This window comes from Rhizobium sp. Root708, assembly GCF_001429725.1.
GTDB lineage: Bacteria > Pseudomonadota > Alphaproteobacteria > Rhizobiales > Rhizobiaceae > Rhizobium.
Genome location: NZ_LMHV01000007.1, coordinates 107,925 through 133,362 on the forward strand (window position 1 = coordinate 107,925; position 25,438 = coordinate 133,362).

General features: G+C 60.9%; 17 protein-coding genes and 1 pseudogene. 12 read left to right on the forward strand and 6 right to left on the reverse strand.

The genetic code is table 11. The annotated features are described in order from the left end of the window. Positions 1 to 139 precede the first annotated feature (139 nt). Positions 140 to 781 carry a MarC family protein gene (locus tag ASE04_RS07420; protein WP_056814398.1) on the forward strand — a complete coding sequence of 214 codons (642 nt, stop codon included), beginning with the start codon at positions 140 to 142 and terminating at the stop codon, positions 779 to 781. Between the two features lie 63 nt (positions 782 to 844). Here the strand turns inward: ASE04_RS07420 and ASE04_RS07425 are convergent, their stop codons facing one another. Continuing rightward, entirely contained in the window at positions 845 to 1,402 is a 558-nt protein-coding gene (locus ASE04_RS07425; protein ID WP_056814401.1) for a single-stranded DNA-binding protein, read from the reverse strand. A 252-nt stretch (positions 1,403 to 1,654) separates the two neighbouring features. Here ASE04_RS07425 and uvrA point away from each other — a divergent pair, with 252 nt between their 5' ends. The 3 genes and pseudogenes from uvrA to ASE04_RS07440 all read left to right on the forward strand — a co-directional run bounded on the left by uvrA (position 1,655) and on the right by ASE04_RS07440 (position 5,860). Further along, the gene (gene uvrA, locus ASE04_RS07430; protein ID WP_056814404.1) at positions 1,655 to 4,579 is read left to right on the forward strand and encodes an excinuclease ABC subunit UvrA; all 2,925 of its coding nucleotides are present in this window, start codon (positions 1,655 to 1,657) and stop codon (positions 4,577 to 4,579) included. A gap of 1 nt (position 4,580) precedes the next feature. After that, a pseudogene (locus tag ASE04_RS07435) lies at positions 4,581 to 5,032 on the forward strand (GNAT family N-acetyltransferase). Between the two features lie 21 nt (positions 5,033 to 5,053). Continuing rightward, positions 5,054 to 5,860, forward strand: coding sequence for a DUF72 domain-containing protein (locus ASE04_RS07440; protein ID WP_056814407.1), 807 nt, complete (start codon positions 5,054 to 5,056; stop codon positions 5,858 to 5,860). 5 nt (positions 5,861 to 5,865) lie between these two features. Here ASE04_RS07440 and ASE04_RS07445 read toward each other — a convergent pair whose 3' ends face one another. Further along, on the reverse strand, positions 5,866 to 7,341 hold the full coding sequence (locus tag ASE04_RS07445; protein ID WP_056814410.1) for a bifunctional ADP-dependent NAD(P)H-hydrate dehydratase/NAD(P)H-hydrate epimerase: 1,476 nt from the start codon (positions 7,339 to 7,341) through the stop codon (positions 5,866 to 5,868). 342 nt (positions 7,342 to 7,683) lie between these two features. Between ASE04_RS07445 and ASE04_RS07450 the strand changes: the two genes are divergently transcribed. The 3 genes from ASE04_RS07450 to hspQ all read left to right on the forward strand — a co-directional run bounded on the left by ASE04_RS07450 (position 7,684) and on the right by hspQ (position 9,971). Beyond that, positions 7,684 to 8,022, forward strand: a complete 339-nt coding sequence (locus ASE04_RS07450; RefSeq protein WP_003579240.1) for a P-II family nitrogen regulator — start codon at positions 7,684 to 7,686, stop codon at positions 8,020 to 8,022. 57 nt (positions 8,023 to 8,079) lie between these two features. Beyond that, positions 8,080 to 9,489, forward strand: coding sequence for a type I glutamate--ammonia ligase (gene glnA, locus ASE04_RS07455; RefSeq protein ID WP_056814412.1), 1,410 nt, complete (start codon positions 8,080 to 8,082; stop codon positions 9,487 to 9,489). A 152-nt stretch (positions 9,490 to 9,641) separates the two neighbouring features. After that, a complete protein-coding gene (gene hspQ, locus ASE04_RS07460) occupies positions 9,642 to 9,971 on the forward strand; it encodes a heat shock protein HspQ (protein ID WP_056814414.1) in 330 nt (109 codons plus the stop codon). Positions 9,972 to 10,094: 123 nt separating this feature from the next. Here the strand turns inward: hspQ and ASE04_RS07465 are convergent, their stop codons facing one another. Further along, positions 10,095 to 10,748: an invasion associated locus B family protein gene (locus ASE04_RS07465; protein WP_056814419.1), complete on the reverse strand. Its 654-nt coding sequence runs from the start codon at positions 10,746 to 10,748 to the stop codon at positions 10,095 to 10,097. 267 nt (positions 10,749 to 11,015) lie between these two features. Here ASE04_RS07465 and ASE04_RS07470 point away from each other — a divergent pair, with 267 nt between their 5' ends. Together ASE04_RS07470 and ASE04_RS07475 are read left to right on the forward strand one after the other, a co-directional pair. Further along, complete coding sequence (locus tag ASE04_RS07470) at positions 11,016 to 12,821, forward strand: extracellular solute-binding protein (RefSeq protein ID WP_056814422.1); 1,806 nt, start codon at positions 11,016 to 11,018, stop codon at positions 12,819 to 12,821. Positions 12,822 to 12,911: 90 nt separating this feature from the next. Further along, a complete protein-coding gene (locus ASE04_RS07475; protein WP_056814425.1) occupies positions 12,912 to 13,583 on the forward strand; it encodes a DsbA family oxidoreductase in 672 nt (223 codons plus the stop codon). A 207-nt stretch (positions 13,584 to 13,790) separates the two neighbouring features. On the opposite strand, the gene mfd is transcribed toward ASE04_RS07475, so the two are convergent. Both mfd and ASE04_RS07485 read right to left on the reverse strand, forming a co-directional pair. Continuing rightward, positions 13,791 to 17,294 carry a transcription-repair coupling factor gene (gene mfd / locus ASE04_RS07480; protein WP_056814428.1) on the reverse strand — a complete coding sequence of 1,168 codons (3,504 nt, stop codon included), beginning with the start codon at positions 17,292 to 17,294 and terminating at the stop codon, positions 13,791 to 13,793. Then, positions 17,294 to 17,608: an FAD assembly factor SdhE gene (locus ASE04_RS07485; protein ID WP_056814431.1), complete on the reverse strand. Its 315-nt coding sequence runs from the start codon at positions 17,606 to 17,608 to the stop codon at positions 17,294 to 17,296. Before ASE04_RS07485 ends, mfd begins: the two co-directional genes overlap by 1 nt. 92 nt (positions 17,609 to 17,700) lie before the next feature. Between ASE04_RS07485 and recG the strand changes: the two genes are divergently transcribed. After that, positions 17,701 to 19,806, forward strand: a complete 2,106-nt coding sequence (recG, locus tag ASE04_RS07490) for an ATP-dependent DNA helicase RecG (protein ID WP_056814434.1) — start codon at positions 17,701 to 17,703, stop codon at positions 19,804 to 19,806. 68 nt (positions 19,807 to 19,874) lie between these two features. On the opposite strand, the gene ASE04_RS07495 is transcribed toward recG, so the two are convergent. After that, positions 19,875 to 21,746, reverse strand: coding sequence for a L,D-transpeptidase family protein (locus tag ASE04_RS07495; protein ID WP_056814436.1), 1,872 nt, complete (start codon positions 21,744 to 21,746; stop codon positions 19,875 to 19,877). 402 nt (positions 21,747 to 22,148) lie between these two features. Between ASE04_RS07495 and fumC the strand changes: the two genes are divergently transcribed. Both fumC and ASE04_RS07505 read left to right on the forward strand, forming a co-directional pair. Next, complete coding sequence (gene fumC / locus ASE04_RS07500) at positions 22,149 to 23,540, forward strand: class II fumarate hydratase (RefSeq protein ID WP_056814438.1); 1,392 nt, start codon at positions 22,149 to 22,151, stop codon at positions 23,538 to 23,540. A gap of 159 nt (positions 23,541 to 23,699) precedes the next feature. Further along, positions 23,700 to 25,307 (forward strand): fumarate hydratase, encoded by a 1,608-nt coding sequence (locus tag ASE04_RS07505; protein ID WP_056814441.1) that lies wholly within the window; start codon positions 23,700 to 23,702, stop codon positions 25,305 to 25,307. The last annotated feature ends 131 nt before the right edge of the window (positions 25,308 to 25,438 follow it).

Consider the following 25,438-nt stretch of genomic DNA (forward strand, 5'->3'; position numbering starts at 1 on the left):
GGCTTTTGCGGTCTATTCGCGGCAATACCGGGCTTTTGCGCCCCCACGCTCGCGATGCGAGTAGCGCCATTTGCCAAATCGGTTTCCCCATACCACAATCGCCTGAAATCAGGCCTGTATATGGGCGTCTGGAGACACGATGGCAAGCGCCGACCAACTGATCAACGCCTTCACCACCCTGCTCGTCACAATCGACCCACCAGGTCTTGCGCCGATCTTTCTCGGGCTGACAGTGGGCATGAGCCGCGGCCAGCGTAAGCAGGTGGCGCTGCGCGGCTCGATCATCGCCTTCATCATCCTCGCCGTCTTTGCGCTGTTCGGCTCCAGCGTGCTCGGCGTGCTCGGCATCTCCATCGGCGCCTTCCGTATCGCAGGCGGCCTGCTGCTCTTCTGGATCGCCTTTGAAATGGTGTTCGAGAAGCGGCACGACCGCAAGGAAAAGACCAGCACCGCCGCGATAACGGTCGATCATATCCACAATATCGCCGTCTTCCCGCTCGCCATCCCGCTGATCTCCGGCCCCGGCGCCATCTCTGCAACCATCCTGATTGCCGGATCGATGCAGACCTCGTTCGAGCGGGCACAGCTGATCATCGTTATCGGCGCCAGCCTGCTGCTGCTGTTCCTGGCGCTGCTGATCGCCGAGCGTGTGGATCGCTTCCTCGGCGTCACCGGCCGGGCAATCCTCACCCGCCTGCTTGGCGTCATCCTGGCAGCGCTCGCCACCCAGTTCGTCGTCGATGGCATCAAGTCGGCCATGAACCTCGTCCCGGCTGGCTAGGGCCGGAATGAAAAAAAGGCGCACCCGATGGCGCGCCGTTTGAAAACTCGATCTAGCCTGACATCAAAACGGGATGTCGTCATCGAGATCACGCGAGAAGTTGCCGCCGCCACCGGCACCGCCGCCCGAGCCGCCACGACCCGACGACTTCGCCGGAGCGCCGTAATCGTCGCCATAGCCACCGCCGCCACCACCGAAGTCGTCGCCACCGGCATTGCCGCCGCGACCACCACCGAAGCCGCCGCCAGCGCCTGCACCCCCGCCTTCGCCGCGACCATCAAGCATCGTCAACGTCGAGCCGAAGCCCTGCAGGACGACTTCCGTTGAATAGCGGTCCTGGCCCTGCTGGTCCTGCCACTTGCGGGTCTGCAGCGCACCTTCGATGTAGAGCTTGGCGCCCTTCTTCACATACTGTTCGACGACCTTGCACAGGCCTTCGTTGAAGACGACGACCGTATGCCATTCCGTCTTTTCGCGGCGTTCGCCGGAGTTGCGGTCGCGCCAGGTTTCCGACGTCGCGATCCGGAGGTTGGCGATCGGCCGGCCGTCCTGCGTCCGACGGATTTCGGGGTCGGCACCCACGTTTCCGATCAGAATTACCTTGTTCACGCTGCCAGCCATACTTCTCACCCTGCCTGCCGCCGTCCTGGCGGCTCTTTTTGAACCGATGGGCCTACCTTAAACCATAGAGCTCCCGCCCGGGGCGTCCATCACAGGTTCATCCACAAAGAAATTTGTTCTTTATTTGTTCTATTTTATCCCTATGATCCTGTCAATCGAATCGAAAACCTTTCAGCAGATGGACATTCAGCCTCGACTCGCCAGCCGGCATCACTAAATAAGGGGCTTGTTCCAGCACAGAAGCAGAAGACGATGAGCGAACTGAAGACGATCTCCATCCGCGGCGCGCGCGAGCATAACCTCAAGGGCATTGATCTCGACCTGCCGCGCAACAAGCTGATCGTCATGACCGGCCTGTCGGGATCCGGAAAATCCTCGCTCGCCTTCGACACTATTTACGCCGAAGGTCAGCGCCGGTACGTCGAGAGCCTGTCGGCCTATGCCCGCCAGTTTCTGGAGATGATGCAGAAGCCCGACGTCGACCAGATCGACGGCCTCTCCCCGGCGATCTCGATCGAGCAGAAGACGACTTCGCGCAACCCGCGCTCGACGGTCGGCACCGTTACCGAAATCTACGATTATATGCGCTTGCTTTTTGCGCGCGTCGGCGTCCCGTATTCGCCGGCGACCGGCCTCCCGATCGAGAGCCAGACAATCAGCCAGATGGTCGATCGCGTCCTGGAGTTCCCGGAAGGAACGCGGCTCTACATCCTTGCTCCGCTCGTACGCGGCCGCAAGGGCGAGTATAAGAAAGAGCTGGCCGAGCTGATGAAGAAGGGCTTCCAGCGCGTCAAGGTTGACGGCCAGTTCTACGAGATCGCGGAAGCGCCGACGCTCGACAAGAAGTACAAGCACGACATCGACGTCGTCGTCGATCGTATCGTCGTCCGTCCGGATATGGCGTCGCGCCTGGCCGACAGCTTCGAGACCTCTCTGAAGCTCGCCGACGGGCTCGCGGTCGCCGAGTTCGCCGATAAGCCGTTGCCTATAGAGGAAACAGCAGCCGGCGGTTCCGCCAACAAGTCGCTGAACGAGACGCACGAGCGCGTGCTTTTCTCGGAAAAGTTTGCCTGCCCGATTTCCGGTTTCACCATTCCGGAGATCGAGCCCCGGTTGTTCTCGTTCAACAATCCGTCGGGCGCGTGTCCGACCTGCGACGGGCTTGGCTCGCAGCAGAAGATCGATGCCGATCTGATCGTACCCGAACCCGAGCGCACGCTGCGTGACGGCGCTCTCGCGCCTTGGGCAAAATCGTCGTCTCCCTACTACAACCAGACGCTCGAAGCCCTCGGAAAGCATTTCGGCTTCAAGCTCGGCAGCCGTTTTAGCGACCTGTCTGATAAGGCCAAGGATGTCATTCTCAACGGCACCGAGGAAAAGGTCGAGTTCCATTACGCCGACGGCGCCCGGTCCTACACGACGCACAAGAATTTCGAAGGCATCATTCCCAATCTCGAGCGCCGCTGGAAGGAAACCGATTCCGCCTGGGCGCGCGAGGAGATCGAACGCTACATGTCGGCGGCGCCCTGCCCGGCCTGCGCCGGCTATCGCCTGAAGCCGGAAGCGCTGGCGGTCAAGATCAACAAGCTGCACATAGGCCAAGTCACCGAAATGTCGATCCGTGTGGCACGCGACTGGTTCGAAACGTTGCCTGCGAGCTTCAACGCCAAGCAGAACGAGATCGCCGTCCGGATTCTCAAGGAGATTCGCGATCGCCTGCGGTTCCTCAACGACGTGGGTCTTGAATATCTCAGCCTCTCGAGAAACTCCGGCACGCTTTCGGGCGGCGAGAGCCAGCGTATTCGTCTTGCCTCGCAGATCGGCTCCGGCCTGACCGGCGTGCTTTACGTGCTCGACGAGCCGTCGATCGGCTTGCACCAGCGCGACAACGCCCGTCTTCTGGAAACGCTGAAGCATCTGCGCGACATCGGCAATACTGTCATCGTCGTCGAGCATGACGAGGATGCCATCCTGCAGGCCGACGATGTCGTCGACATCGGCCCGGCTGCAGGCATCCACGGCGGGCAAGTCATCGCCCACGGCACGCCTCAGGACATCATGGCCAATCCGAAATCGCTGACGGGCAAGTACCTGTCTGGCGAACTCGGCGTTCCCCTGCCCGACGAGCGGCGCAAGCCAAAGAAGGGCAAGGAGATCAAGGTCGTTGGCGCACGCGGCAACAACCTCAAGAACGTCACGGCCTCCATCCCGCTCGGCGTCTTCACGGCGGTTTCAGGCGTTTCGGGCGGCGGCAAATCCACCTTCCTGATCGAGACGCTCTACAAGTCGGCGGCCCGCCGCGTCATGGGCGCGCGCGAAATCCCCGCCGATCACGACCGCATCGACGGCTTCGAGCATATCGACAAGGTGATCGATATCGACCAGTCACCGATCGGGCGCACGCCGCGATCGAACCCGGCGACCTACACCGGCGCCTTCACGCCGATCCGCGACTGGTTCGCGGGTCTGCCGGAGGCAAAGGCTCGCGGCTATCAGCCCGGCCGGTTCTCCTTCAACGTCAAGGGTGGCCGCTGCGAGGCCTGCCAGGGCGACGGCGTCATCAAGATCGAGATGCATTTCCTCCCGGACGTCTACGTCACCTGCGACGTCTGCCACGGCAAGCGCTACAACCGCGAAACGCTCGACGTGACCTTCAAGACCAAGTCGATTGCCGACGTGCTCGACATGACCGTCGAGGAGGGCGTCGAATTCTTCGCGGCGGTACCGGCAGTACGCGACAAGCTGCAGGCCCTGAAGGACGTCGGCCTCGGCTACATCAAGGTCGGCCAGCAGGCGAATACGCTGTCGGGCGGCGAAGCCCAGCGCGTCAAACTCGCCAAGGAGCTGTCGAAGCGCTCGACCGGACGCACGCTTTATATTCTCGACGAACCGACGACGGGCCTTCACTTCCACGACGTCGCCAAGCTGCTTGAGATGCTGCATGAGCTCGTCAACCAGGGCAACTCCGTCGTGGTGATCGAACACAATCTCGAAGTCATCAAGACGGCCGACTGGGTCCTTGATTTCGGTCCTGAGGGTGGCGACGGCGGCGGCGAGATCGTAGCGTCGGGCACGCCGGAAGCGATCGTCAAGGAAAAGCGGTCCTATACCGGCCAGTTCCTCAAGGATCTTCTGGAACGGCGCCCGGCCAAGAAGACCGTGGTGGCGGCCGAGTGACATGCTGAGACAGGCGAACGCTTCCGATATCGAGGTCGTTCGCCGTCCTACGATGGATGCCTACAAGCCCTATGTCGCGGCCTTCGGCGGCGAACCGCTGCCGATGAGCGAAGACTATGGGCCGCGGATCGCAGACGGGAGGCCTGGCTCCTCGATGTCGAGGGAGCAGCGGTGGGGCTTGCCGTGCTGGAGCGGCACACCGACCACGCGATGCTTTTCAGTATCGCCGTTCCTCCTATGCACCACGGCCGTGGCATCGGCCGCACCATCCTGCGCTGGGTCGAAGACAAGACACACGAATGGGGCCTTCCGGAACTGCACCTTTATACAAACGCGCGCATGGAACGGAGCATCGCGATCTATAGGGCCTTCGGTTTTCAGGAAACGGGTCGACGCCCCAATTCGCGCAGACCAGGATGGGTCACCGTCGACATGACAAAGAAGATCGCCTGAACGGGCGCAGGGAGGACGGCAATGAGCAAGACAGGCAGCATACGCGTCGGCATCGGCGGCTGGACATTCGAGCCGTGGCGAAACCATTTCTTCCCATCCGATCTGAAGCAGAAGGATGAGCTGAATTATGCCAGCCGGCAGTTGAAGGTCATCGAAGTCAATGGCACCTATTACAGCTCACAGAAGCCCGCGACCTTCGCGAAATGGGCAGCCGACGTCCCGGATGGTTTTATTTTCTCGCTGAAGGCCAGCCGCTTCGTCACCAATCGCCGGGTGCTTGCGGAAGCCGGCGAGTCGATGGAGCGGTTCCTGACGCAGGGCCTGACGGAGCTTAGGGACCGCCTCGGCCCGATCCTATGGCAGTTCGCGCCCACGAAGAAATTCGACCCGGACGATTTCGAAGCCTTCCTGAAACTGCTGCCGGCAAAGCAGGACGGGCTTCCGCTACGCCACGTCGTCGAGGTCCGGCACGACTCCTTCAAGGTTCCGGAGTTCGTGGCACTTCTGGAAAAATATGCCGTCGCCCCCGTCGTCGCGGAGCATTTCGACTATCCGATGATTGCCGATGTGACTGCGGACTTCGTCTATACCCGGCTGCAGAAGGGATCGGATGATATCCGCACCTGCTACGCCGAGGCCGACCTGAAGGCCTGGGCGGAGCGCCTCGAGCTATGGGCAGCCGGCAAGGTTCCGAAGGATCTGCCATTGGTCGATAGCACCCGGAAGGTCGAGGAGAAATCCCGCGACGTCTTCGCCTTCATCATTCATGAGGGGAAGGTCAACGCGCCCTTCGGTGCCATTGCCCTGCAGGAAAAGGTCTCGGCCTGATCTCGTCACGGCGGAAGCACCGCGGACACCAGATCTTCCGCCGTCAGCCCTTTGCCCGCGCGCATTCCCGCTTCGCCGTGCAGGTAGACCCCGGCGGCCGCAGCCTCGAATGCAGGCGCGCCTTGCGCCATCATCGCGCCGACGATCCCGGCAAGCACGTCGCCTGAGCCGGCGGTCGCAAGCCAGATCGGAGCATTGGTGTTGATCAGCGCCCGCCCGTCGGGCGAAGCGATCACCGTATCCGCGCCCTTGTAGATGATGGCGGCGTTGGCGCGCTTGGCGGCCGCCCGCGCCTTATCGACCTTCCCCTTCGTCGCGTCTTCGGCGATATCGGGAAAGAGCCGCCCGAATTCCCCTTCATGCGGGGTCAGGACAAGGCGTGGCGCTCCGTCGGCAAACAGCGCGAACAATTCGTCCGGGTTGTCGCGAAAAGAGGAGATGCCGTCTGCATCAAGCACCAGATGGCGATCGCGCAGTGCCGCAACGAAGCGGCGGGCCTTGTCGCCTGCGCCAAAGCCCGGACCGAGCACGAAGGTATGCAGTCGGTTGTCCTCGAGCCATAGATCGAGCCCTGCCGCGTCGTTGACCTCATGCAGCATTATGGCCGTCAGGTGCCCGGCATTTTCCGCGAGCGCATCGGTTGGCGAAGCAATCGTCAACAATCCTGCGCCCGCCTTCAGTCCGGCCATCGCCGACATGCGCGCGGCCCCCGTTTTCCCGACTTCGCCGGAGAACACCGCAAGATGTCCGCGCTTGTATTTGTGCGTTTCCTGTTCTGGCCGAAGCAACGCGCCCATCCACTGCTCGGGCCGGTTTTCAGCAAGCCGCTCGACAGCCTTCGAACGTATGATCCGCGCGGGAATGCCGATGTCGTAGACCTCGACGCTTCCACAGTACTCGCGGCCCGGAAGAAGCAGATGACCCGGCTTGCGCGTCATGAACGTGACCGTTCGATCCGCCTTGAAGGCTGCTCCAAGTATCGCGCCAGTGCGCCCATCGATCCCTGAGGGAAGATCGATCGCAAGCACGGGAAGCGATGCCTCGGCCACCTTCCGTATCGCGTCGGCGACAACCTGCCCGACATCGCGAGAAAGCCCTGCCCCGAAGATGGCATCGATGACGACGTCGCCTTGCCGCGGCTCGTAGTCAGCAAGCGGCCGGCTGCTCCCAGCCCATTCCTCCCGAGCTCGAGCCGCATCGCCCTTCAGTCCTTTGGGATCGCCGAAATGAAAGACAGCAACATCTATGCCCGTCTCCTCCAGGCAGCGCGCCGCAACGTATCCGTCTCCGCCATTATTACCCGGACCACAGAGAATGACGGCGCGGACGGCACCGGGATAGAAGCGTAGAAAGGATGCGGCGACAGCGGCGCCGGCACGCGTCATCAAGGCGAAACTGTCTAGTCCGGACTCGGCGGCGGCCACGTCGGCCGCGGTCATTTCAGAAGGTGTGAGAAGAAGATCGGAAAGGCGTTCGGTCATAGGGCCATTCAACCAGAAACAGCCCAAATAACAATCAGTTCCGCAGATATTCTCGTGACTCATTTTTATTCATTTGCATACTTTTTAATCACGACCCTACCATCACGATCATTATTTAGGGTATGTGAATATTCATGTTTTCAGACAAAAAAGCGCGTCGAAGCTGATTTTTTCGTCGATTTTTCATGAAAAACATTTCGAGTTACGCCCAAAACAGACGCATTTCAGCGCGCTCGCTCTATTTTCCAGAAAATTCCGCTTTCCAACTGGCACGATAACTGCATCATGTCGCTCAGCGGGTTTGGACCTGCATTAACGGGAGAAGCGGAGAGTCATTTTCTCATGAAAAAGATCGAAGCGATCATTAAGCCCTTCAAGCTCGACGAAGTGAAGGAGGCCCTTCAGGAAGTTGGTTTGCAGGGCATCACTGTCACGGAAGCGAAGGGCTTCGGTCGTCAGAAAGGCCATACGGAACTTTACCGTGGCGCTGAATATGTCGTGGACTTCCTGCCCAAGGTGAAGGTGGAAGTCGTGCTGGCGGACGAAAACGCGGAAGCCGTCATCGACGCCATCCGCAAGGCCGCACAGACCGGCCGCATTGGGGACGGCAAGATTTTTGTGTCCAACATTGAAGAGGTTATCCGCATCCGTACCGGCGAAACCGGTATCGATGCTATCTAGCCTTTATCGCCTAGCGGCGAAAAACCGTATCGTCATCTCAAATAAAGGAACTATTTAATGGCGACCGCAAGCGAAATTCTCAAGCAAATCAAGGAAAACGACGTAAAGTTCGTCGACCTGCGCTTCACCGATCCTAAGGGCAAGCTGCAGCACGTAACGATGGACGTCGTCTGCGTCGACGAAGACATGTTCGCCGATGGCGTCATGTTCGACGGCTCCTCGATCGGCGGCTGGAAGGCCATCAACGAATCCGACATGGTGTTGATGCCGGACCCGGAAACGGTTCACATGGACCCGTTCTTCGCGCAGTCCACCATGGTTATCCTCTGCGATATTCTCGATCCGGTCTCGGGCGAAGCCTACAACCGCGACCCGCGCGGCACCGCCAAGAAGGCTGAAGCCTACCTCAAGGCATCCGGTATCGGCGACACGATCTTCGTTGGCCCGGAAGCTGAATTCTTCATTTTTGATGACGTTCGCTACAAGGCCGATCCTTACAATACCGGCTTCAAGCTCGACTCCACCGAACTGCCGTCCAACGACGACACCGAATATGAGACAGGCAACCTCGGCCACCGTCCGCGCGTCAAGGGCGGCTACTTCCCGGTTCCCCCGATCGACAGCTGCCAGGACATGCGTTCCGAAATGCTGACGGTTCTGTCGGAAATGGGCGTCACCGTTGAAAAGCACCACCACGAAGTGGCCGCTGCCCAGCACGAACTCGGCATCAAGTTCGACACGCTCGTTCGCAACGCCGACAAGATGCAGATCTACAAGTACGTCGTGCATCAGGTCGCCAATGCCTACGGCAAGACGGCAACCTTCATGCCGAAGCCGATCTTCGGCGACAACGGTTCGGGCATGCACGTCCACATGTCGATCTGGAAGGGCGGCAAGCCAAGCTTCGCCGGCGACGAGTATGCGGGCCTGTCCGAGAGCTGCCTGTACTTCATCGGCGGCGTCATCAAGCATGCCAAGGCGCTGAACGCTTTCACCAACCCGTCGACGAACTCCTACAAGCGTCTCGTCCCGGGCTATGAAGCACCGGTTCTGCTCGCCTATTCGGCGCGCAACCGCTCGGCTTCGTGCCGTATTCCGTTCGGCAGCAACCCGAAGGCAAAGCGCGTCGAAGTCCGCTTCCCGGATCCGATGGCAAACCCCTACCTCGCCTTCGCAGCGATGCTCATGGCGGGCCTCGACGGCATCAAGAACAAGATCCATCCCGGCAAGGCCATGGACAAGGATCTCTACGATCTGCCGCCGAAGGAACTGAAGAAGATCCCGACGGTTTGCGGCTCGCTGCGCGAAGCTCTCGAGAGCCTCGACAAGGACCGCAAGTTCCTGACCGCCGGCGGCGTCTTCGACGACGACCAGATCGACAGCTTCATCGAGCTGAAGATGGTGGAAGTCATGCGCTACGACATGACCCCGCACCCGGTCGAATACGACATGTACTATTCGGCGTAATAGCCTGATCAATGGGAGCCCGGCCCGCCGGGCTTCCACTCCGTCGTCACGGATCGCCAGAGGCGATATGACGCTCATGTGACGCAATCCCGCACAAATCTTGATTTGAGCGAGGCCAATCACCAAATTGGGTGATGAAAGGAAGTCGTACCATGAAAGAAAGAGTAGCAAAGTTCAGTATCGGCGAAGTGGTTCGGCACAAGGTTTTTCCGTTTCGCGGCGTCATCTTTGACGTAGACCCGGAATTCGCGAACACGGAAGAATGGTGGAACTCCATCCCCGCCGAAGCGCGTCCGAGCAAGGATCAGCCTTTTTACCACTTGCTCGCCGAAAACGATGAAAACGAATACGTCGCCTATGTATCCGAGCAGAACCTGATGAACGACGAAAGCGGCGTTCCGCTTCGCAACGAGCAGGTCTACCAGATCTTCGACATGGCACCGACGGGCGAGTTCAAGCCCAAGATGAGCTTCGCCCACTAAATTGTCGGCCCACCAAATTCGGAATGACTTCGAACCCCGCTCCGGCGGGGTTTTTCCTTGCCGGCAGGCAACAAAAAACCCGGCGCTAGGCCGGGTTTTCGATATTGTGAAAGCGGTGCCGGCTTACTGAGCCTTGGCAGCCTTCTGAGCGTCTTCGAGCTTCTTGCGAGCTTCGTCAGCCTTCTTCTGCATGCTGTCCTGCAGGCTCTTCTGGCTTTCGGCAAGCTTCGAGGCAGAAACGGCTTCGCCGTCGAATGCGCCCGTGAAGCCTTCCAGAGAAATCTTGATCGGGTTCGGCGCACGGCGGAAGTTGATCGAGGTCAGAACCAGGTCGGTGCCCTTCTTCAGGCTCGCAACCATGGCATCCGTCAGCGGGATCTGCGCGACGCAACGATCAGGCATGCACATCAGGTAGTCGATCTTCTGCGGCTTGCCGCCGTCGATCTGCATACCCACGCCTGGCGGGATCAGACGTGCAGGGGGAACGGAAACCTGCAGGCTCTTGTTGTTGATCTTGCCGGAAACCGTGATCAGGCCAACGCCGGTAACCAGCTGGCCGCCGCCTGCCAGGACAACGTTCTGAACAACGCAAACGTCGTTGTCTTCCTGCTTGCTGCAGGTCTTGTACCAGCCGAGGCGCGGTGCGCCGGCAGCCTGGGCCGGAGCGTCGGTCGAAGCGTCCTGTGCGTAGGAAGACACCGGAGCCGCTGCGGCTCCAAGCATCACTGCCAGAACGGACAGCGCTGCCCGCGTTTTCTTTTCAGCCTTGAACATCATAACGAATTCCGTCTCCTGAAATCCCTTAGGGACGACGACGCGTCATCCTCACCAACAGGGTTGTTCGCACTCCACCTCTTAAAACAATGAGGCAAATGCATGACCCCCCGACTTCGGGTTCTCCTGTTACATCGCGTCGCGCTAGATATCCAGTATTTCTTTGGCCTTTTCGGGGTCGTTCGAAAGAATTCGGCGCGGATGGTGAATTGCGGTGGCTGCGTGATAGTCTGGCGCCGAATCGTGCCGTTCCCGGAAAGGACCTCAACGATGCTCCGGATCGTTCTTCCCGTCATTTTTACGCTTGTTGGCAGCGCCGCGCTGGCCGACCCGGTGCACGGTATAGCCATGCACGGCGAGCCCGCTTTGCCCAGCGATTTCAAGCATCTCCCCTACGTCAATCCCGATGTGAAAAAGGGCGGCAAGATCAACTATGGGGTCGTCGGAACCTTCGACAGCCTCAATCCCTTCATCCTGAAAAGCATGCGCACGACAGCGCGCGGCATGTGGGATCCGGAGTACGGAAATCTCGTCTTCGAAACGCTGATGCTGCGCTCGCGAGACGAGCCCTTCACGCTCTATGGCCTGCTCGCGGAATCGGCCGAATGGGACGAGGATCGCACCTATATCCAGTTCAACCTCAATCCGGCCGCCAAGTGGTCCGACGGGCAGCCGGTGACGCCTGACGACGTCATCTTCACCTTCAATCTGCTCAAGGAAAAAGGCCGCGTCCCGTTCAGCACGCGGCTGAACGCGGTCGAGAAGATGGAGAAGGTCAGTGACCACGGTGTCCGGTTTACCTTCAACGATAAGGCCGACCGCGAGTTTCCAATGATTCTGGCTGGTTCGACCCCGATCCTGCCGAAGCATGCCATCGACCCTGACAGCTTCGACCGATCGTCGCTGACGCCTCCTGTCGGTTCGGGACCCTACAAGATCAAGTCGCTGAAACCGGGCGAAAGCATTACCTTCGAACGCGACCCGAACTATTGGGGCAAGGCCATCCCGGCAAAGATCGGTCTCGACAATTACGACCAGATCAGCGTCCAGTATTTCCTCCAGGACACAACCCTGTTTGAATCCTTCAAGAAGGGCGACGTCGATATCTATCCCGACGGCAGCCCAGGCCATTGGGCGAATGCCTACAATTTCCCTGCGGTGACGTCCGGCAGCGTCGTCAAGGACACGTTCGACCCCAAGCTGCCGAGCGGCATGTTCGGCTTCGTCTTCAACACCCGGCGCCCGGTCTTCGACAGTGTGAAGCTTCGCGAGGGACTGTCGCTCATCTTCGACTTCGAGTGGGCGAACAAGAACCTGTTTTCAAACGCCTATATCCGCACCCAGAGCTTCTGGCAGAACTCCGATCTGTCGAGCTTCCAGGTACCGGCCGACGAACGCGAGTTGAACTTGCTCGGCCCGATCAAGGATCGCATCGATCCGGCGATCCTCAACGGCACCTACAAGCTGCCGGTGACCGACGGATCCGGCCGCGACCGCAATGTCCTGAAGCAGGCCGCAGCCCTCCTCAAGGAAGCGGGTTACACAATCAAGAACGGCAAGATGAGCGACGCCAACGGCCGTCCGCTTGGCTTCGAGATCATGACGCAGAATACCGATCAGGAAAAACTGGCTGTTTCTTATCAGCGGTCGCTGCAGCTTCTCGGCATTGGCGTGACGATCCGAACCGTCGACGATTCGCAGTATCAGAGCCGCACCAACAGCTTCGACTACGACGTCATCGTCAAATCCTACACCTCTTCGCTGTCGCCTGGGATCGAACAATTGGGACGCTGGTCCTCGGCCGCGAAGGGTCGCCAGGGCACGGACAATTTCGCCGGCGTCGCCGACCCCGATGTCGATACGCTGATCCAGCACATCCTCACGGCGCGTTCGGCCGAGGACTTTACCGCTGCCGTGCGTTCGCACGATCGCATGCTGCTGTCGGGCCACTACGTTCTGCCGCTCTATCACGTGGATCAGCAGTGGGTGGCGCGCAGCAAGCGCATCGCTCATCCTGATACAGTGCCCCTCTATGGCTATCAGCTGTCGACCTGGTGGGATCAGAGCGTACAATAGGCAGGTTCCCTTTTACTGCCTGGTTGAACTCTTCCGCCGCAGGTCCTAGATGGCGGAAAGATTTCGATTTTCAGGAAAAGGGAAAAGCCCATGGAACGTATTGCCATCGACGTTGTTTCCGACGTCGTCTGCCCGTGGTGCTATCTCGGAAAGGCGCGGCTCGAGCTTGCGATCGCCGAAGTCCAGGACGAAGTCGGCGTCGACATCAACTGGCGCCCTTACCGTCTCAACCCCGACTATCCGCCTGAGGGCGTCGATCAGAAGACAGCGCTCGAGCAGAAGCTCGGCGGTGCCGAACGCGTCGCTCAGGGCCACAAGATGCTGAGCGAGCTTGGCCGCGAAGTCGGCATCAAGTTCGATTTCGACGCCATCGAGATCGGTCCGAACACGCTCGACGCGCACCGTCTCATTCACTGGGCGATGATCGAGGATCGCGACAAGGCGGACCGGGTGGTCAATGCGCTGTTCAAGGCGAATTTCGAGGAAGGCCGCAATGTCGGCGATCATGCCGTGCTGCTCGACATCGCCGAAGCCGGCGGCCTCGACCGCGCCGTCACAGCATCCCTGCTCGCCTCCGACGCCGACAAGGATCTCGTCGTCGCCGAGATCGAAGCAGCGCAGAAGATGGGCGTGAACGGCGTGCCGTTCTTCATCTTCGACCAGCAATATGCCGTCAGCGGCGCGCAGACGCCCGACGTGCTGGCCGGCGCGCTTCGTGACATCGCCAAGGCGAAGGCCGAAGCGCGCGCCGGCATGAACTGAGGGCGCGTCTGCATATTATCGGAGCAGCCAGAAGATGCTCCCTCATCCCGGCCTTGAGCCGGGATCCAGCCGACGCGCGTCCGCGTGACGAAAAGACTCTTCCGGCCCAAGGACTTGGGCCTGCTGGATCCCGGCACAAGGCCGGGATGAGGAGAGGAAGAGGGGGGCCGCGCAACTCACTCAGCTGCCGAAGTCCCCTGAACCGTCCTACTTCGCCATCTCCGCAAGCTGGGTCATGATAACGGCTGCTCCCTGCAGCCGTTTTTCCGGCGTGGGCAGATCGCGAGTCAGGAACACGCTGTGATCCGGGCGGATCTTCGCCATGGCGCCCTGCTTGGCGATGTAGCCGACCAGGTTTGCCGGGTTCGGAAATTCCTTGTTGCGGAACTGAACCACGATGCCCTTCGGACCGGCATCCAGCTTCTCGACGTTGGCGATACGGCAGAGCGACTTCACGTAGACGATCTTCAGGAGATGCTGCACCTCGATCGGCATCGGGCCGAAGCGGTCGATCATCTCCGCGCCGAAAGCATCGATCTCCTTCAGTTCCGTGATTTCGCCGAGGCGACGGTATAGCGCCATGCGCAGGTGCAGGTCCGGAACGTAGCCATCCGGGATCATCACCGACGTTCCGACGGAGATTTGCGGCGACCAGCCGGTATCCTGGATCTCGTCGACGCCCTTCACCTCGGCAACCGCTTCTTCCAGCATCTGCTGGTAGAGCTCGAAGCCGACTTCCTTGATATGGCCGGACTGTTCTTCGCCGAGCAGGTTGCCGGCGCCGCGGATATCGAGGTCGTGGCTCGCCAGCTGGAAGCCGGCACCCAGCGTATCGAGCGACTGCAACACCTTCAGGCGGCGTTCGGCCGTCGCCGTCAGCACCTTGTTGACCGGCAGGGTAAACAGCGCGAAGGCGCGCACCTTGGAGCGGCCGACACGCCCGCGCAGCTGGTAGAGCTGTGCAAGGCCGAACATATCGGCGCGATGCACGATCAGCGTGTTGGCGGTCGGAACGTCGAGGCCGGATTCCACGATGGTCGTCGACAGCAGCACGTCGTAACGCCCTTCATAGAAGGCATTCATGATGTCCTCGAGCTCTCCTGCGGGCATCTGACCATGCGCGACCGCCACCTTCAGTTCCGGCAGATCGGACCGCAGGAAGGCCTGCACGTCTTCGAGATCGGCAAGACGCGGGCAGACATAGAAGCTCTGGCCGCCGCGATAGTGCTCGCGCATCAGCGTCTCGCGGATAACGAGGCTGTCGAAGGGCGAAATGAACGTTCGTACCGCCATGCGGTCGACCGGTGGCGTCGTGATCAGCGACAATTCGCGAACACCGGTCATCGCCAGCTGCAGCGTGCGCGGGATCGGCGTTGCCGAGAGCGTCAGGACGTGAACGTCACTCTTGAGTTCCTTCAACCGCTCCTTGTGCTTCACGCCGAAATGCTGCTCTTCATCGATGATCAGCAGCCCGAGATTGGCGAACTGGATACCGGCGCCGAGCAGCGCATGGGTGCCGACGACGATATCGGTCTTGCCATCGGCGACCTCCTTCTTGGTCAGCGCCAGTTCCTTGGAGCCGACCAGCCGCGATGCCTGCGCCACACGAATCGGCAGCCCGCGGAAACGCTCGGAAAAGGTCTTGAAATGCTGGCGCGACAGCAGCGTCGTCGGCACGACGACGGCCACCTGAATGCCGTTCATCGCCGCGACGAAGGCCGCGCGCAGCGCAACTTCGGTCTTGCCGAAACCAACGTCGCCGCAAATCAGACGATCCATCGGGCGCCCGGCGCCAAGATCGCTGCGAACAGCCTCGATGGCGCTGTCCTGGTCTTCCGTCTCGTCGTAGGGGAAGCGAGCCGCGAACTCGTCATAGAGCCCTTCCGGCGTCGTCAGAACCGGCGCATGGCGCGTCAGGCGCTCCGCGGCGATACGGATAAGCGCATCCGCCATGTCGAGCAGCCGCTTCTTGAGCTTGGCCTTGCGCATCTGCCATGCGCCGCCGCCAAGCTTGTCGAGCTGCGCCTCGGTCCCCTCGCCGCCGTAGCGCGAAAGCAGGTCGATGTTCTCGACCGGTAGAAACAGTTTGGCATCATCGGCATACTGCAGCTCGAGGCAGGCGTGCTGCGCACCTGCCGCCTCGATCGTGCGCAGGCCGATAAACCGGCCGATGCCGTGCTCGGCGTGGACGACGATCGAACCTTCATCGAGACCAGCGACTTCGGAAATGAAATCGGCAGCCCGCTTGCGGCGCTTCGAGCGACGCACCATGCGGTCGCCGAGAATGTCCTGCTCGCCGATGACGACAAGATTGCCGGCTTCGAAGCCGGATTCGAGGCTGAACACGGCAGCCGCCGCTTCGCCCTTGGCGAGGCCATCGATCTCCTTGAACGCGCCAATTGGCTTCACGCGCTCGAGACCGTGTTCGTTCAGCACCTGCAGCAGACGCTCGAGCGAGCCTTCCGTCCACGCCGTTATCAGCACCTTGGCGCCGGACGCGCGTCTGTCGGCGATATGCTTGACGACAATATCGAAAACATTGACGCGCTCGGCATTGCCGCCGCCTTCGGTGTTGGAACGAGCCCAACGCTCCCCCTGGCGCGCATCGAGGTTGATGACGCGCCGCGCCTCACCCTCATGCTCGTTGAAGGGCGAAATCCGCATCGCATTGAAGGCGTCGAGCGTTGCCGCGAACGTCTTGCCGTCCATGTAGAGCTGGCCGGGCGTTACGGGCTTGTAGGGCGTTCCCTGCGCCATCTGCCCCTTGACGGCTTGGCCGGAATTCAGGCGGGCGTCGTAATAATCGAAGACGAGCTTTGAGCGTTCTTCTGCCGCTTCGCGAACCGTGTGGTCCGTCACCAGACGGAAGCCGCGGAGATAATCGAAAACGGTTTCCAGCTTTTCGTAGAAGAGCGGCAACCAATGTTCCATGCCGGGATAGCGCCGTCCCTCGGATATGGCGAGGTAGAGGGCATCGTCGCGCGTCGCGGCCCCGAAAGCGGAGAGATAGTTCTTGCGGAAACGGCTGATCGTATCGGGGGTCAGCGTGACTTCGCTCATCGGGTTGAGATCGAGAGACCGCACCTGTCCGGTCGTGCGCTGGCTCGCCGGGTCGAAGCTGCGAATGCTTTCGAGCGTGTCACCGAAGAAGTCGAGGCGAACCGGTTCCTCGGAACCGGGCACGAAAACATCGAGAATACCGCCGCGCACCGCATATTCGCCGACCTCGCGCACCGTCGCGACGCGCTCGAAACCGTTCCGCTCCAGGCGGCCGGCAATGTCGTCCATTCGCACCGTGTTGCCGGGGCGCGCGGAGAAGGCCAGGCTCTCGATGATCTCCTGAGGAGCAACCTTCTGAAGCATCGCATTGACGGTGACGAGCACGATCGCCGCATGCGGCTTCTTCCGATGCGCGATCAGCCCGCTGAGGGCAGCAAGCCGCCGCGCGGAAGTGTCGGCGCTTGGCGACACGCGGTCATACGGAAGACAGTCCCATGCAGGCAAGGTCAGGACCGGTATCTCTGGCGCAACGAAGCCCAGCATCTGTTCCAGATCTGCCATCCGCTGGCCATCTGAAAGCACGTAGGCAACAGGCTCGCCATTGCGCGCCAGCTCCGCCAGGAGCAGCGCTTCCATGCCGGCGGGCACGTTGCCGATCGTCAGTGGTTCGGCGACCGCTGACAGCTTCTTTGCGTCAAAACCTGGGATCATTAGGCGTTCCTGGGCAGGGCTTCGGCTGGATACTCGAAATCGGGCTTGTAGGCGCAAAGGCGCTCGAACATCGGCGTCAGGAAACGCTCCGGCACAGGCCAGGTTCCCATGATCCAGCGCACGAGATCGTTATCCTCTTCGGCCATGATGGTCTCGAACTCGTCCAGCTCGGCTTCCGAAAGTGTGGCAATCTCCTTCTCGGCGAACTGTCCGAAGACCAGATCCATCTCACGGATGCCGCGATGCCAGCAGCGAAAGAGAATTCGGCGGCGGCGCGGATCAAGATCGGCGCTTGAGAGTGACACACCCGTCATGGCATTACCTTCCTGTTGATGCGCCTCTATAGACCCTCGAAAGCGGCTTGTCAGCCTTGCCAAGACCGCATTGTTCATCGCATTTTGCCGCCATGCGCCCCGCCATACTCGATCCGCTGTTTTCACCTGTTTCCGCCCTGCCCGGCGTCGGTCCAAAGATCGCCGAGCTGCTGGTGAAGTTGCTTGGGCGGGAGACGCCCGATGACACCCGCGTCGTGGATCTGCTGTTCCACGCGCCTCATTCGCTGATCGACCGCCGCAATCAGCCGGGCATCGCTCTTGCCCCGCAGGGTGCCATCGTCACGGTCACCGGACGCGTCGACCGCCATCAGGCGCCGCCACGCGGAAAGAGCAACATCCCCTACCGCGTCAGCCTGCACGACGAGACCGGCGAGCTGACACTCGTCTTCTTTCGCGGTCAGGCGGCGTGGCTCGAAAAGCAGCTCCCGCTCGATGAGGAGGTAACCGTCAGCGGCAAGATCGACTGGTTCAACGGTCGCGCCTCCATGGTTCATCCCGACTACATCGTGAAGGCAAGCGAAGCCGAGAACCTGCCTCTTGTCGAGCCGATCTATCCGCTTACTGCCGGTCTTTCTCCGAAGACATTGCGAAAGATCATCGAGGCAGCGCTGCCGCGCGCGCCGGAGCTGCCGGAATGGATCGACCTCGCGCTTGCGCAGAAGCAGGGCCTGCCGTCGATCGCGGACGCGTTCCACGGGCTGCATGAACCTCATGACCCCTCGGATATCGACCCGCAGGCGCCTCCCCGCCGCCGCCTCGCCTATGACGAGTTCCTGGCCGGTCAGCTTTCGCTGAGCCTGGTGCGCCAGCGGCTACGCAAGGTGGCCGGTCAGCCAGTTCATCCGACAGGCCTTATCAGCGCCCAGATCCTCGGGGCTTTGCCGTTCTCACCGACATCAAGCCAGAACGCCGCGGTTGCCGACATCCTGAAGGACATGGCAGGAGAGGATCGCATGTTGCGGCTCCTGCAGGGCGACGTCGGCTCCGGCAAGACCCTGGTTGCCCTGATGTCGATAGCCGCTGTCATCGAAAGCGGCGGCCAAGCAGTGCTGATGGCACCGACCGAAATCCTGGCTCGCCAGCATTACGCAACGATCTCCAAGTTTGCCGCCTCCGCCGGCCTCGGCATCGAAGTGCTCACCGGCCGCACCAAGGGACGTGAGCGTGAAGACATCCTCGAAAGGATCGCATCTGGCGAGGCACAGATCATCATCGGCACCCACGCGCTGTTCCAGGACAGCGTCAACTATCGCAACCTCATGTTGGCCGTGGTCGACGAGCAGCATCGCTTCGGCGTCCATCAGCGCCTCAGACTGACGGCCAAGGGTATCACGCCACATATGCTCGTCATGACGGCGACGCCGATCCCGCGAACCCTGGTGCTCGCGGCCTTCGGCGACATGGACGTCTCGAAGCTGACGGAGAAGCCAGCCGGTCGGAAGCCGATACAGACGATCACCGTTCCGACGGAACGCACCGGCGACATCGTCGGCCGCCTGCAAAGCGCGCTGGCCGAGGGCAAGAAGGCCTACTGGATCTGCCCGCTCGTCGAAGAGTCCGAGGAAAGCGACCTGATGTCGGTCGAGGAGCGTCATGCGACACTGGTGTCGTCGCTTGGCCCCGGCATCGGCCTGATCCACGGCCGCATGAGCGGCCCGGAGAAGGATGCCGTGATGATGGCGTTCAAATCAGGCGAAACCCGCCTGCTGGTTGCGACAACCGTGGTGGAAGTCGGCGTCGATGTTCCCGATGCGACGATCATGGTGATCGAGCATGCCGAACGTTTCGGCCTGGCGCAGCTGCATCAGCTTCGCGGTCGCGTCGGACGCGGCGACGAGGCCTCCACCTGCATCCTGCTTTACAAGGGACCGCTCGGAGAGACCGGCCACGCGCGCCTGTCGATCATGCGCGAGACCGAGGACGGCTTCCGCATCGCCGAGGAAGATCTGAAACTGCGCGGCGAAGGCGAGCTCCTGGGTACGCGCCAATCCGGAACGCCGGGCTTTCGCATCGCGAGCCTTGAGGCACATGCCGATCTTCTGGAAATTGCGCGCCGGGATGCGGCCTATCTGATCGAGCGCGATCCCGATCTCTCCAGCGAGCGCGGCCAAGCCGTCCGCACATTGCTTTACCTGTTCCGCCGCGACGAAGCGATCCGCTTCCTGCATGCCGGCTGACGGCTGAAACCACGATTGCGGCATCAGAAAACCGCTGCGCGACATCTGCCGCGCAGCGGGTACGATCCTTAGATCTGGGCGCCACGAGCCTTCGTCGTGACATCGAAAGCTTTCTCGACATAGGCATCGCGTCCATAGACATCGTCGAAGTACTGGACGACGCCGTCCTTGTTCGGCCATGCCGTGAAGTAGGCGATGTAGATCGGGAACTTCTGCGGCACTTGGACGGCGTGGTTCTTGCCGGTGGCGATTTCCTGGCCGATCTTCTCGACGGTCGTGCCGAGCACCGCCGCCGCCATGGCGCGCGGATCGGCAAGGCGTACGCAACCGTGGCTGAGAGCCCGCATGTCGCGCTTGAAGAAGCTCTTCGACGGCGTGTCGTGCATGTAGATGGCATGCGCGTTCGGGAACAGGATCTTCAACTCGCCGAGCGCATTGTCACCACTCGGTGGCTGACGCACGGAAACGTTCGAGGTCGAGCCGTACCAGTCGACGCTCGACGACGGAACGGCCTTGCCGCCGACGGCAACTTCGTAACCCATGCGATCGAGATAGTTCGGGTCGGAACGCAGCTTCGGCAGCATCTCGTTGATGATGATCGACTGCGGAACGCCCCAGAACGGATTGAACTCGACCGTCTGGACCTGATCCTGGAAGAAGAAGGTCTGATGCGACGGCTGGCCGACCACCACCCGCATCGACAACTGTTCCTTGTTGTCGTTGTGATAGTAGACCATGTAGGCCGGCTGATTGATGAAGACGTAGCGCGAGCCAAGGTCATTCGGCAGCCAGCGCGCCTGTTCCATGGCAACGACAAGCTTTTCGACCTTGGCGCCATTGCTGTCGCCGCCGGTCATGACACGAACGGTCGCCTGCCCGATGACGCCATCAGGCTTCAGACCGCGCTCCTTCTGGAAGGCTTCGACCAGCGAGACGATCTCAGGCGAGTATTCGGTGCCGCCGGCATAGGAGGAAAGCGTGGCGGCGTTCTCGCTCTTCAGCGCAGCCGAACCATGCTTGTCGATGGCCTTGACGATATTCGGGATCGCGTCGGACGTATCGCCCGGACGCAGCAGGCCGCTAAGCTCGATCTTGATCGGCTGCTCGATGTGACCTTCGCCCCGAAGCTTTGCCAGTTCAGCCTTCAACGCGGCAAACTGCGGGCCATCAGGGGTGCGGCTACCAAGATAGGCGCCGACATCGGGGCTCATCCGCGCCAGCTTCAGCACCGGATCGAGCTTGACCGTCTTGCGGGCGAAATCGTGATAGCCAGACAGCTTGTTCGGATCGACGCGCCCACGACCGGTGTCCTGCACATATGCGAGAACCTTGGCGGACAGCTCGAGTTCGAACTGCATCAGGGCGCGATCGCGCACGGCCGGATCCGGATTGGCCGGATCGACCGCAGGGGCGCTTACTGCGTAATCGGCGGGATCGAGGCCAACCGAGCCGACATCAGCCAGGAAGGCCATGGCAGCCTTGGCGCGATCGTTGATTTCAGTACCGCTCACCCAGACGAGAGGGTTCTTCGCGTCGCTGTAATAGGTTTCGAGAGCCTTTGCGACATCGACGGGCGCACGCACCTTGGCTTCGATCAGGTATCGGCGCTGCACGGCGGGAGCAGGCTGGGCGTCGCCGGTGGCAGCCACGACGGCGCCGGTCACGACGGGATCGGTGAATTTCCCGGTATCGACGAAACGCATCGCGTCCGGCTTGTAGGTATAGTATTGCGGTGACGAAACCTTCGGCAACGGCGCGGAAGGCTGCTCGGCCATCGGCGCCATTGTCGGCGCCGGATTGATGATCGTGCTCTGGGTACGGGCGCGATCGCCGCGGATCATGTCCATCAGCGTATAGGCATGCGCGGGCGTCACTCCGAAGGCCGCGGCGCCGCAGGACAATGCGAGTGCGGAAACCGCACCTTTGAAGAAGAATTTCATGCTTTTTCCAGTCCCAGTGTCATGCTTGTCTTAAATCATGGGCAAGAGCCCAGTTCAGAACTCGTCTTATCCCGGCGCCAGCCGGTCACATGGCAGAAAGCAGCCAGCATCGCCAGCCTCGAAGAATTCAATCTTCGGTAACGCAGCACAGCCGCCGCCAGAACTCAATTCACACAAAATTATGAAATTATTGGTTAATTTTTTACTCTGTTTTCGTATCCGGACACAGTTGCCAAAAAGCCGCTGAACTATAAAAAGTCCGCCGTGGCGCAAATGCCACTGCCGATTTCGCGCCATAACATGACTTCATCATTCATATTTCCGCTTCCCCAGTTTTCTTGGCGCCGTTTCAGACCTATAAGACCGCATCTCGCATTGCAGACGCGTCAGAAAGGCTCGGCCATGACCTCCACCCGCACCGAAACCGATACATTCGGCCCGATCGAAGTTGAAAACGACAAGTATTGGGGAGCGCAGGCCCAGCGCTCGCTCGGAAACTTCAAGATTGGCTGGGAAAAGCAGCCGGCATCGATCGTGCGCGCCCTTGGCATCGTCAAGCAGGCAGCTGCCCGGACGAACATGGCGCTTGGCCAGCTTTCGCCCGAAATCGGCAACCCCATTGTCGCGGCCGCCCAGGAAGTCGTCGACGGCAAGCTCAACGAGCACTTCCCGCTCGTCGTCTGGCAGACCGGATCCGGCACCCAGTCGAACATGAATGCCAATGAGGTGATCTCCAACCGCGCGATCGAAATGCTCGGCGGCGTCATGGGTTCGAAGAAGCCGGTGCATCCGAACGATCACGTCAACATGAGCCAGTCGTCGAACGATACCTATCCGACGGCGATGCACATCGCTTGCGCCGAACAGATCGTTCGCCACCTGCTCCCGAGCCTCAAGCACCTTCACGCCGCGCTCGACATGAAGGTCACTGAGTTCAGCCACATCATCAAGATCGGCCGCACCCACACGCAGGACGCGACGCCGCTGACGCTCGGCCAGGAGTTTTCGGGCTATGCGGCGCAGGTCGGCTCCGCCATCAAGCGCATCGAACTGACATTGCCGGGCCTTTGCGAACTGGCGCAGGGCGGCACCGCCGTCGGCACAGGCCTCAACGCGCCTGTGGGCTTTGCCGAAAAGGTCGCGGAAGAGATTGCCGCGATCACCGGCCTGCCCTTCGTGACGGCGCCGAACAAGTTCGAGGCGCTGGCTGCCCACGACTCGATGGTCTTCAGCCACGGCGCCATCAACGCCGCCGCCGCCGCGCTGTTCAAGATCGCCAACGACATCCGCCTGCTCGGATCCGGCCCGCGCGCCGGCCTTGGTGAACTGGCCCTGCCGGAAAACGAACCGGGCTCCTCGATCATGCCGGGCAAGGTCAATCCGACGCAGTGCGAAGCCCTGACCCAGGTTTGCGTCCATATCTTCGGCAACAACGCCGCGCTCACCTTCGCCGACAGCCAGGGCCACTTCGAGCTCAACGTCTACAATCCGATGATGGCCTACAATTTCCTGCAGTCGGTCCAGTTGCTCGCTGATGCGGCAGTCTCCTTCACCGACAATTGCGTCGTCGGCATCGAGGCGCGTGAGGACAACATCAAGAAGGGCGTCGAAAACTCGCTGATGCTGGTGACGGCGCTGAACGGCAGGCTCGGCTACGATATCTGCGCCAAGATCGCCAAGACCGCCCACAAGAACGGCACGACGCTTCGCGAGGAAGCCGTTGGCGGCGGCTACCTGACGAACGAGGAGTTCGACCAGTATGTTCGCCCCGAAACGATGATCGGCCCGAAGTAAATCCGCCCTGCGACCTCGCTCAACAGTCGACACCGCCGGCTCTGCGGCGGTGTTTTCGCGAGTTTTCATGACTAAAACAGACTAGTTTTAGAATTATTGCAATTGCGAAGACGCGCGAATAGACCATCTGCGATTTCGGTCCGCATGAAAGGTCCTTCGATGGCTGACGATCTTTTCCCCCTCAGCAAAGACTCCACCCAATACCGCAAGATCAGCAGCGACTACGTCTCTGTCGACAGCTTCAAGGGGCAGGACATCCTGACCGTCGAGCCGGAAGGTATCCGCCTGCTTGCCGAAACAGCCTTTGCAGACATCAACCATCTCCTGCGGCCCGGCCACCTGAAGCAGCTCGCCTCGATCCTCGAAGATCCGGAAGCGACCGACAACGACCGTTTCGTCGCCTACGACCTCCTGAAGAACGCCAACATCGCCGCCGGCGGCATCCTGCCGATGTGCCAGGACACTGGCACGGCGATCATCATGGGCAAGAAGGGCCGCCGCGTCTGGACCGAAGGTGAGGATTACTCGGCTCTTGCCAAGGGCGTCATGGACGCCTACGAGAAGAAGAACCTGCGCTATTCGCAGCTCGCGCCGATCAAGATGTTCGAGGAAAAGAACACCAAGAACAACCTGCCAGCCCAGATCGACATCTACGAGGAAGGCACGGACAGCTACGACTTCCTCTTCGTCGCCAAGGGCGGCGGCTCGGCCAACAAGACCTTCCTCTATCAGGGCACCCCGTCGCTTCTGACCCACGACCGCATGATCGACTTCCTCAAGGAGAAGATCCTGACCTTAGGTACGGCAGCCTGTCCCCCTTACCATCTGGCGATCGTCATCGGCGGCACTTCGGCCGAGATGAACCTGAAGACCGTCAAGCTCGCCTCGACGCGCTATCTCGACGAACTGCCGACCGAAGGCTCCGAAAGCGGGCACGCCTTCCGTGACATCGAGATGGAAAAGGAAATCCATAAGCTGACGCAGCAGATGGGCGTCGGCGCGCAGTTCGGCGGCAAGTATTTCTGTCATGACGTGCGTGTCGTCCGCCTGCCCCGCCACGGCGCGTCGCTGCCGATCGGCCTTGGCGTCTCCTGTTCCGCCGACCGACAGGCCAAGGGCAAGATCACCCGCGACGGCATCTTCGTCGAGCAGCTTGAGACGGATCCCTCGAAGTACATGCCTGAGATCGACGAGTCGAAGCTCTCGGACTCCATGGTCCGCATCGACCTGAACCAGCCGATGACGGCAATCCTCGCCGAACTCAGCAGGCATCCGGTCAAGACCCGCCTGTCGCTGACGGGCACCATCATCGTCGCCCGCGACCTCGCCCACGCCAAGATCCGTGAGCGGCTGGAAAAGGGCGAAGGCATGCCGGAGTATATGAAGAACCACCCGGTGTACTACGCCGGCCCGGCCAAGACACCGGCAGGCTACGCCTCTGGCTCCTTCGGCCCGACCACGGCCGGCCGCATGGACAGCTACGTCGACCAGTTCCAGTCTTTCGGCGGATCCATGGTCATGCTGGCCAAGGGTAACCGCTCCCGCGCGGTGCGCGAAGCTTGCAACAAGCATGGCGGCTTCTATCTCGGCTCGATCGGCGGACCGGCCGCGCGCCTCGCCCAGGATTGCATCAAGAAGGTCGAGGTTCTGGAATACCAGGAACTCGGCATGGAAGCCGTCTGGAAGATCGAGGTCGAAGACTTCCCGGCCTTCATCGTCACCGACGACAAGGGCAACGACTTCTTCCAGGAATTCAACCTGGGCTGACCCGCTTCACTCACTCGCCGCGGTTGCCTGATGGGCGACCGCGGCGACCTTCTACCGGCGTTCCTGCAACGCGGTATCGGCAGCCAACGTGGCCGAAACAATCCGCAAGAAGTGCGGCTTTCTCATATTTT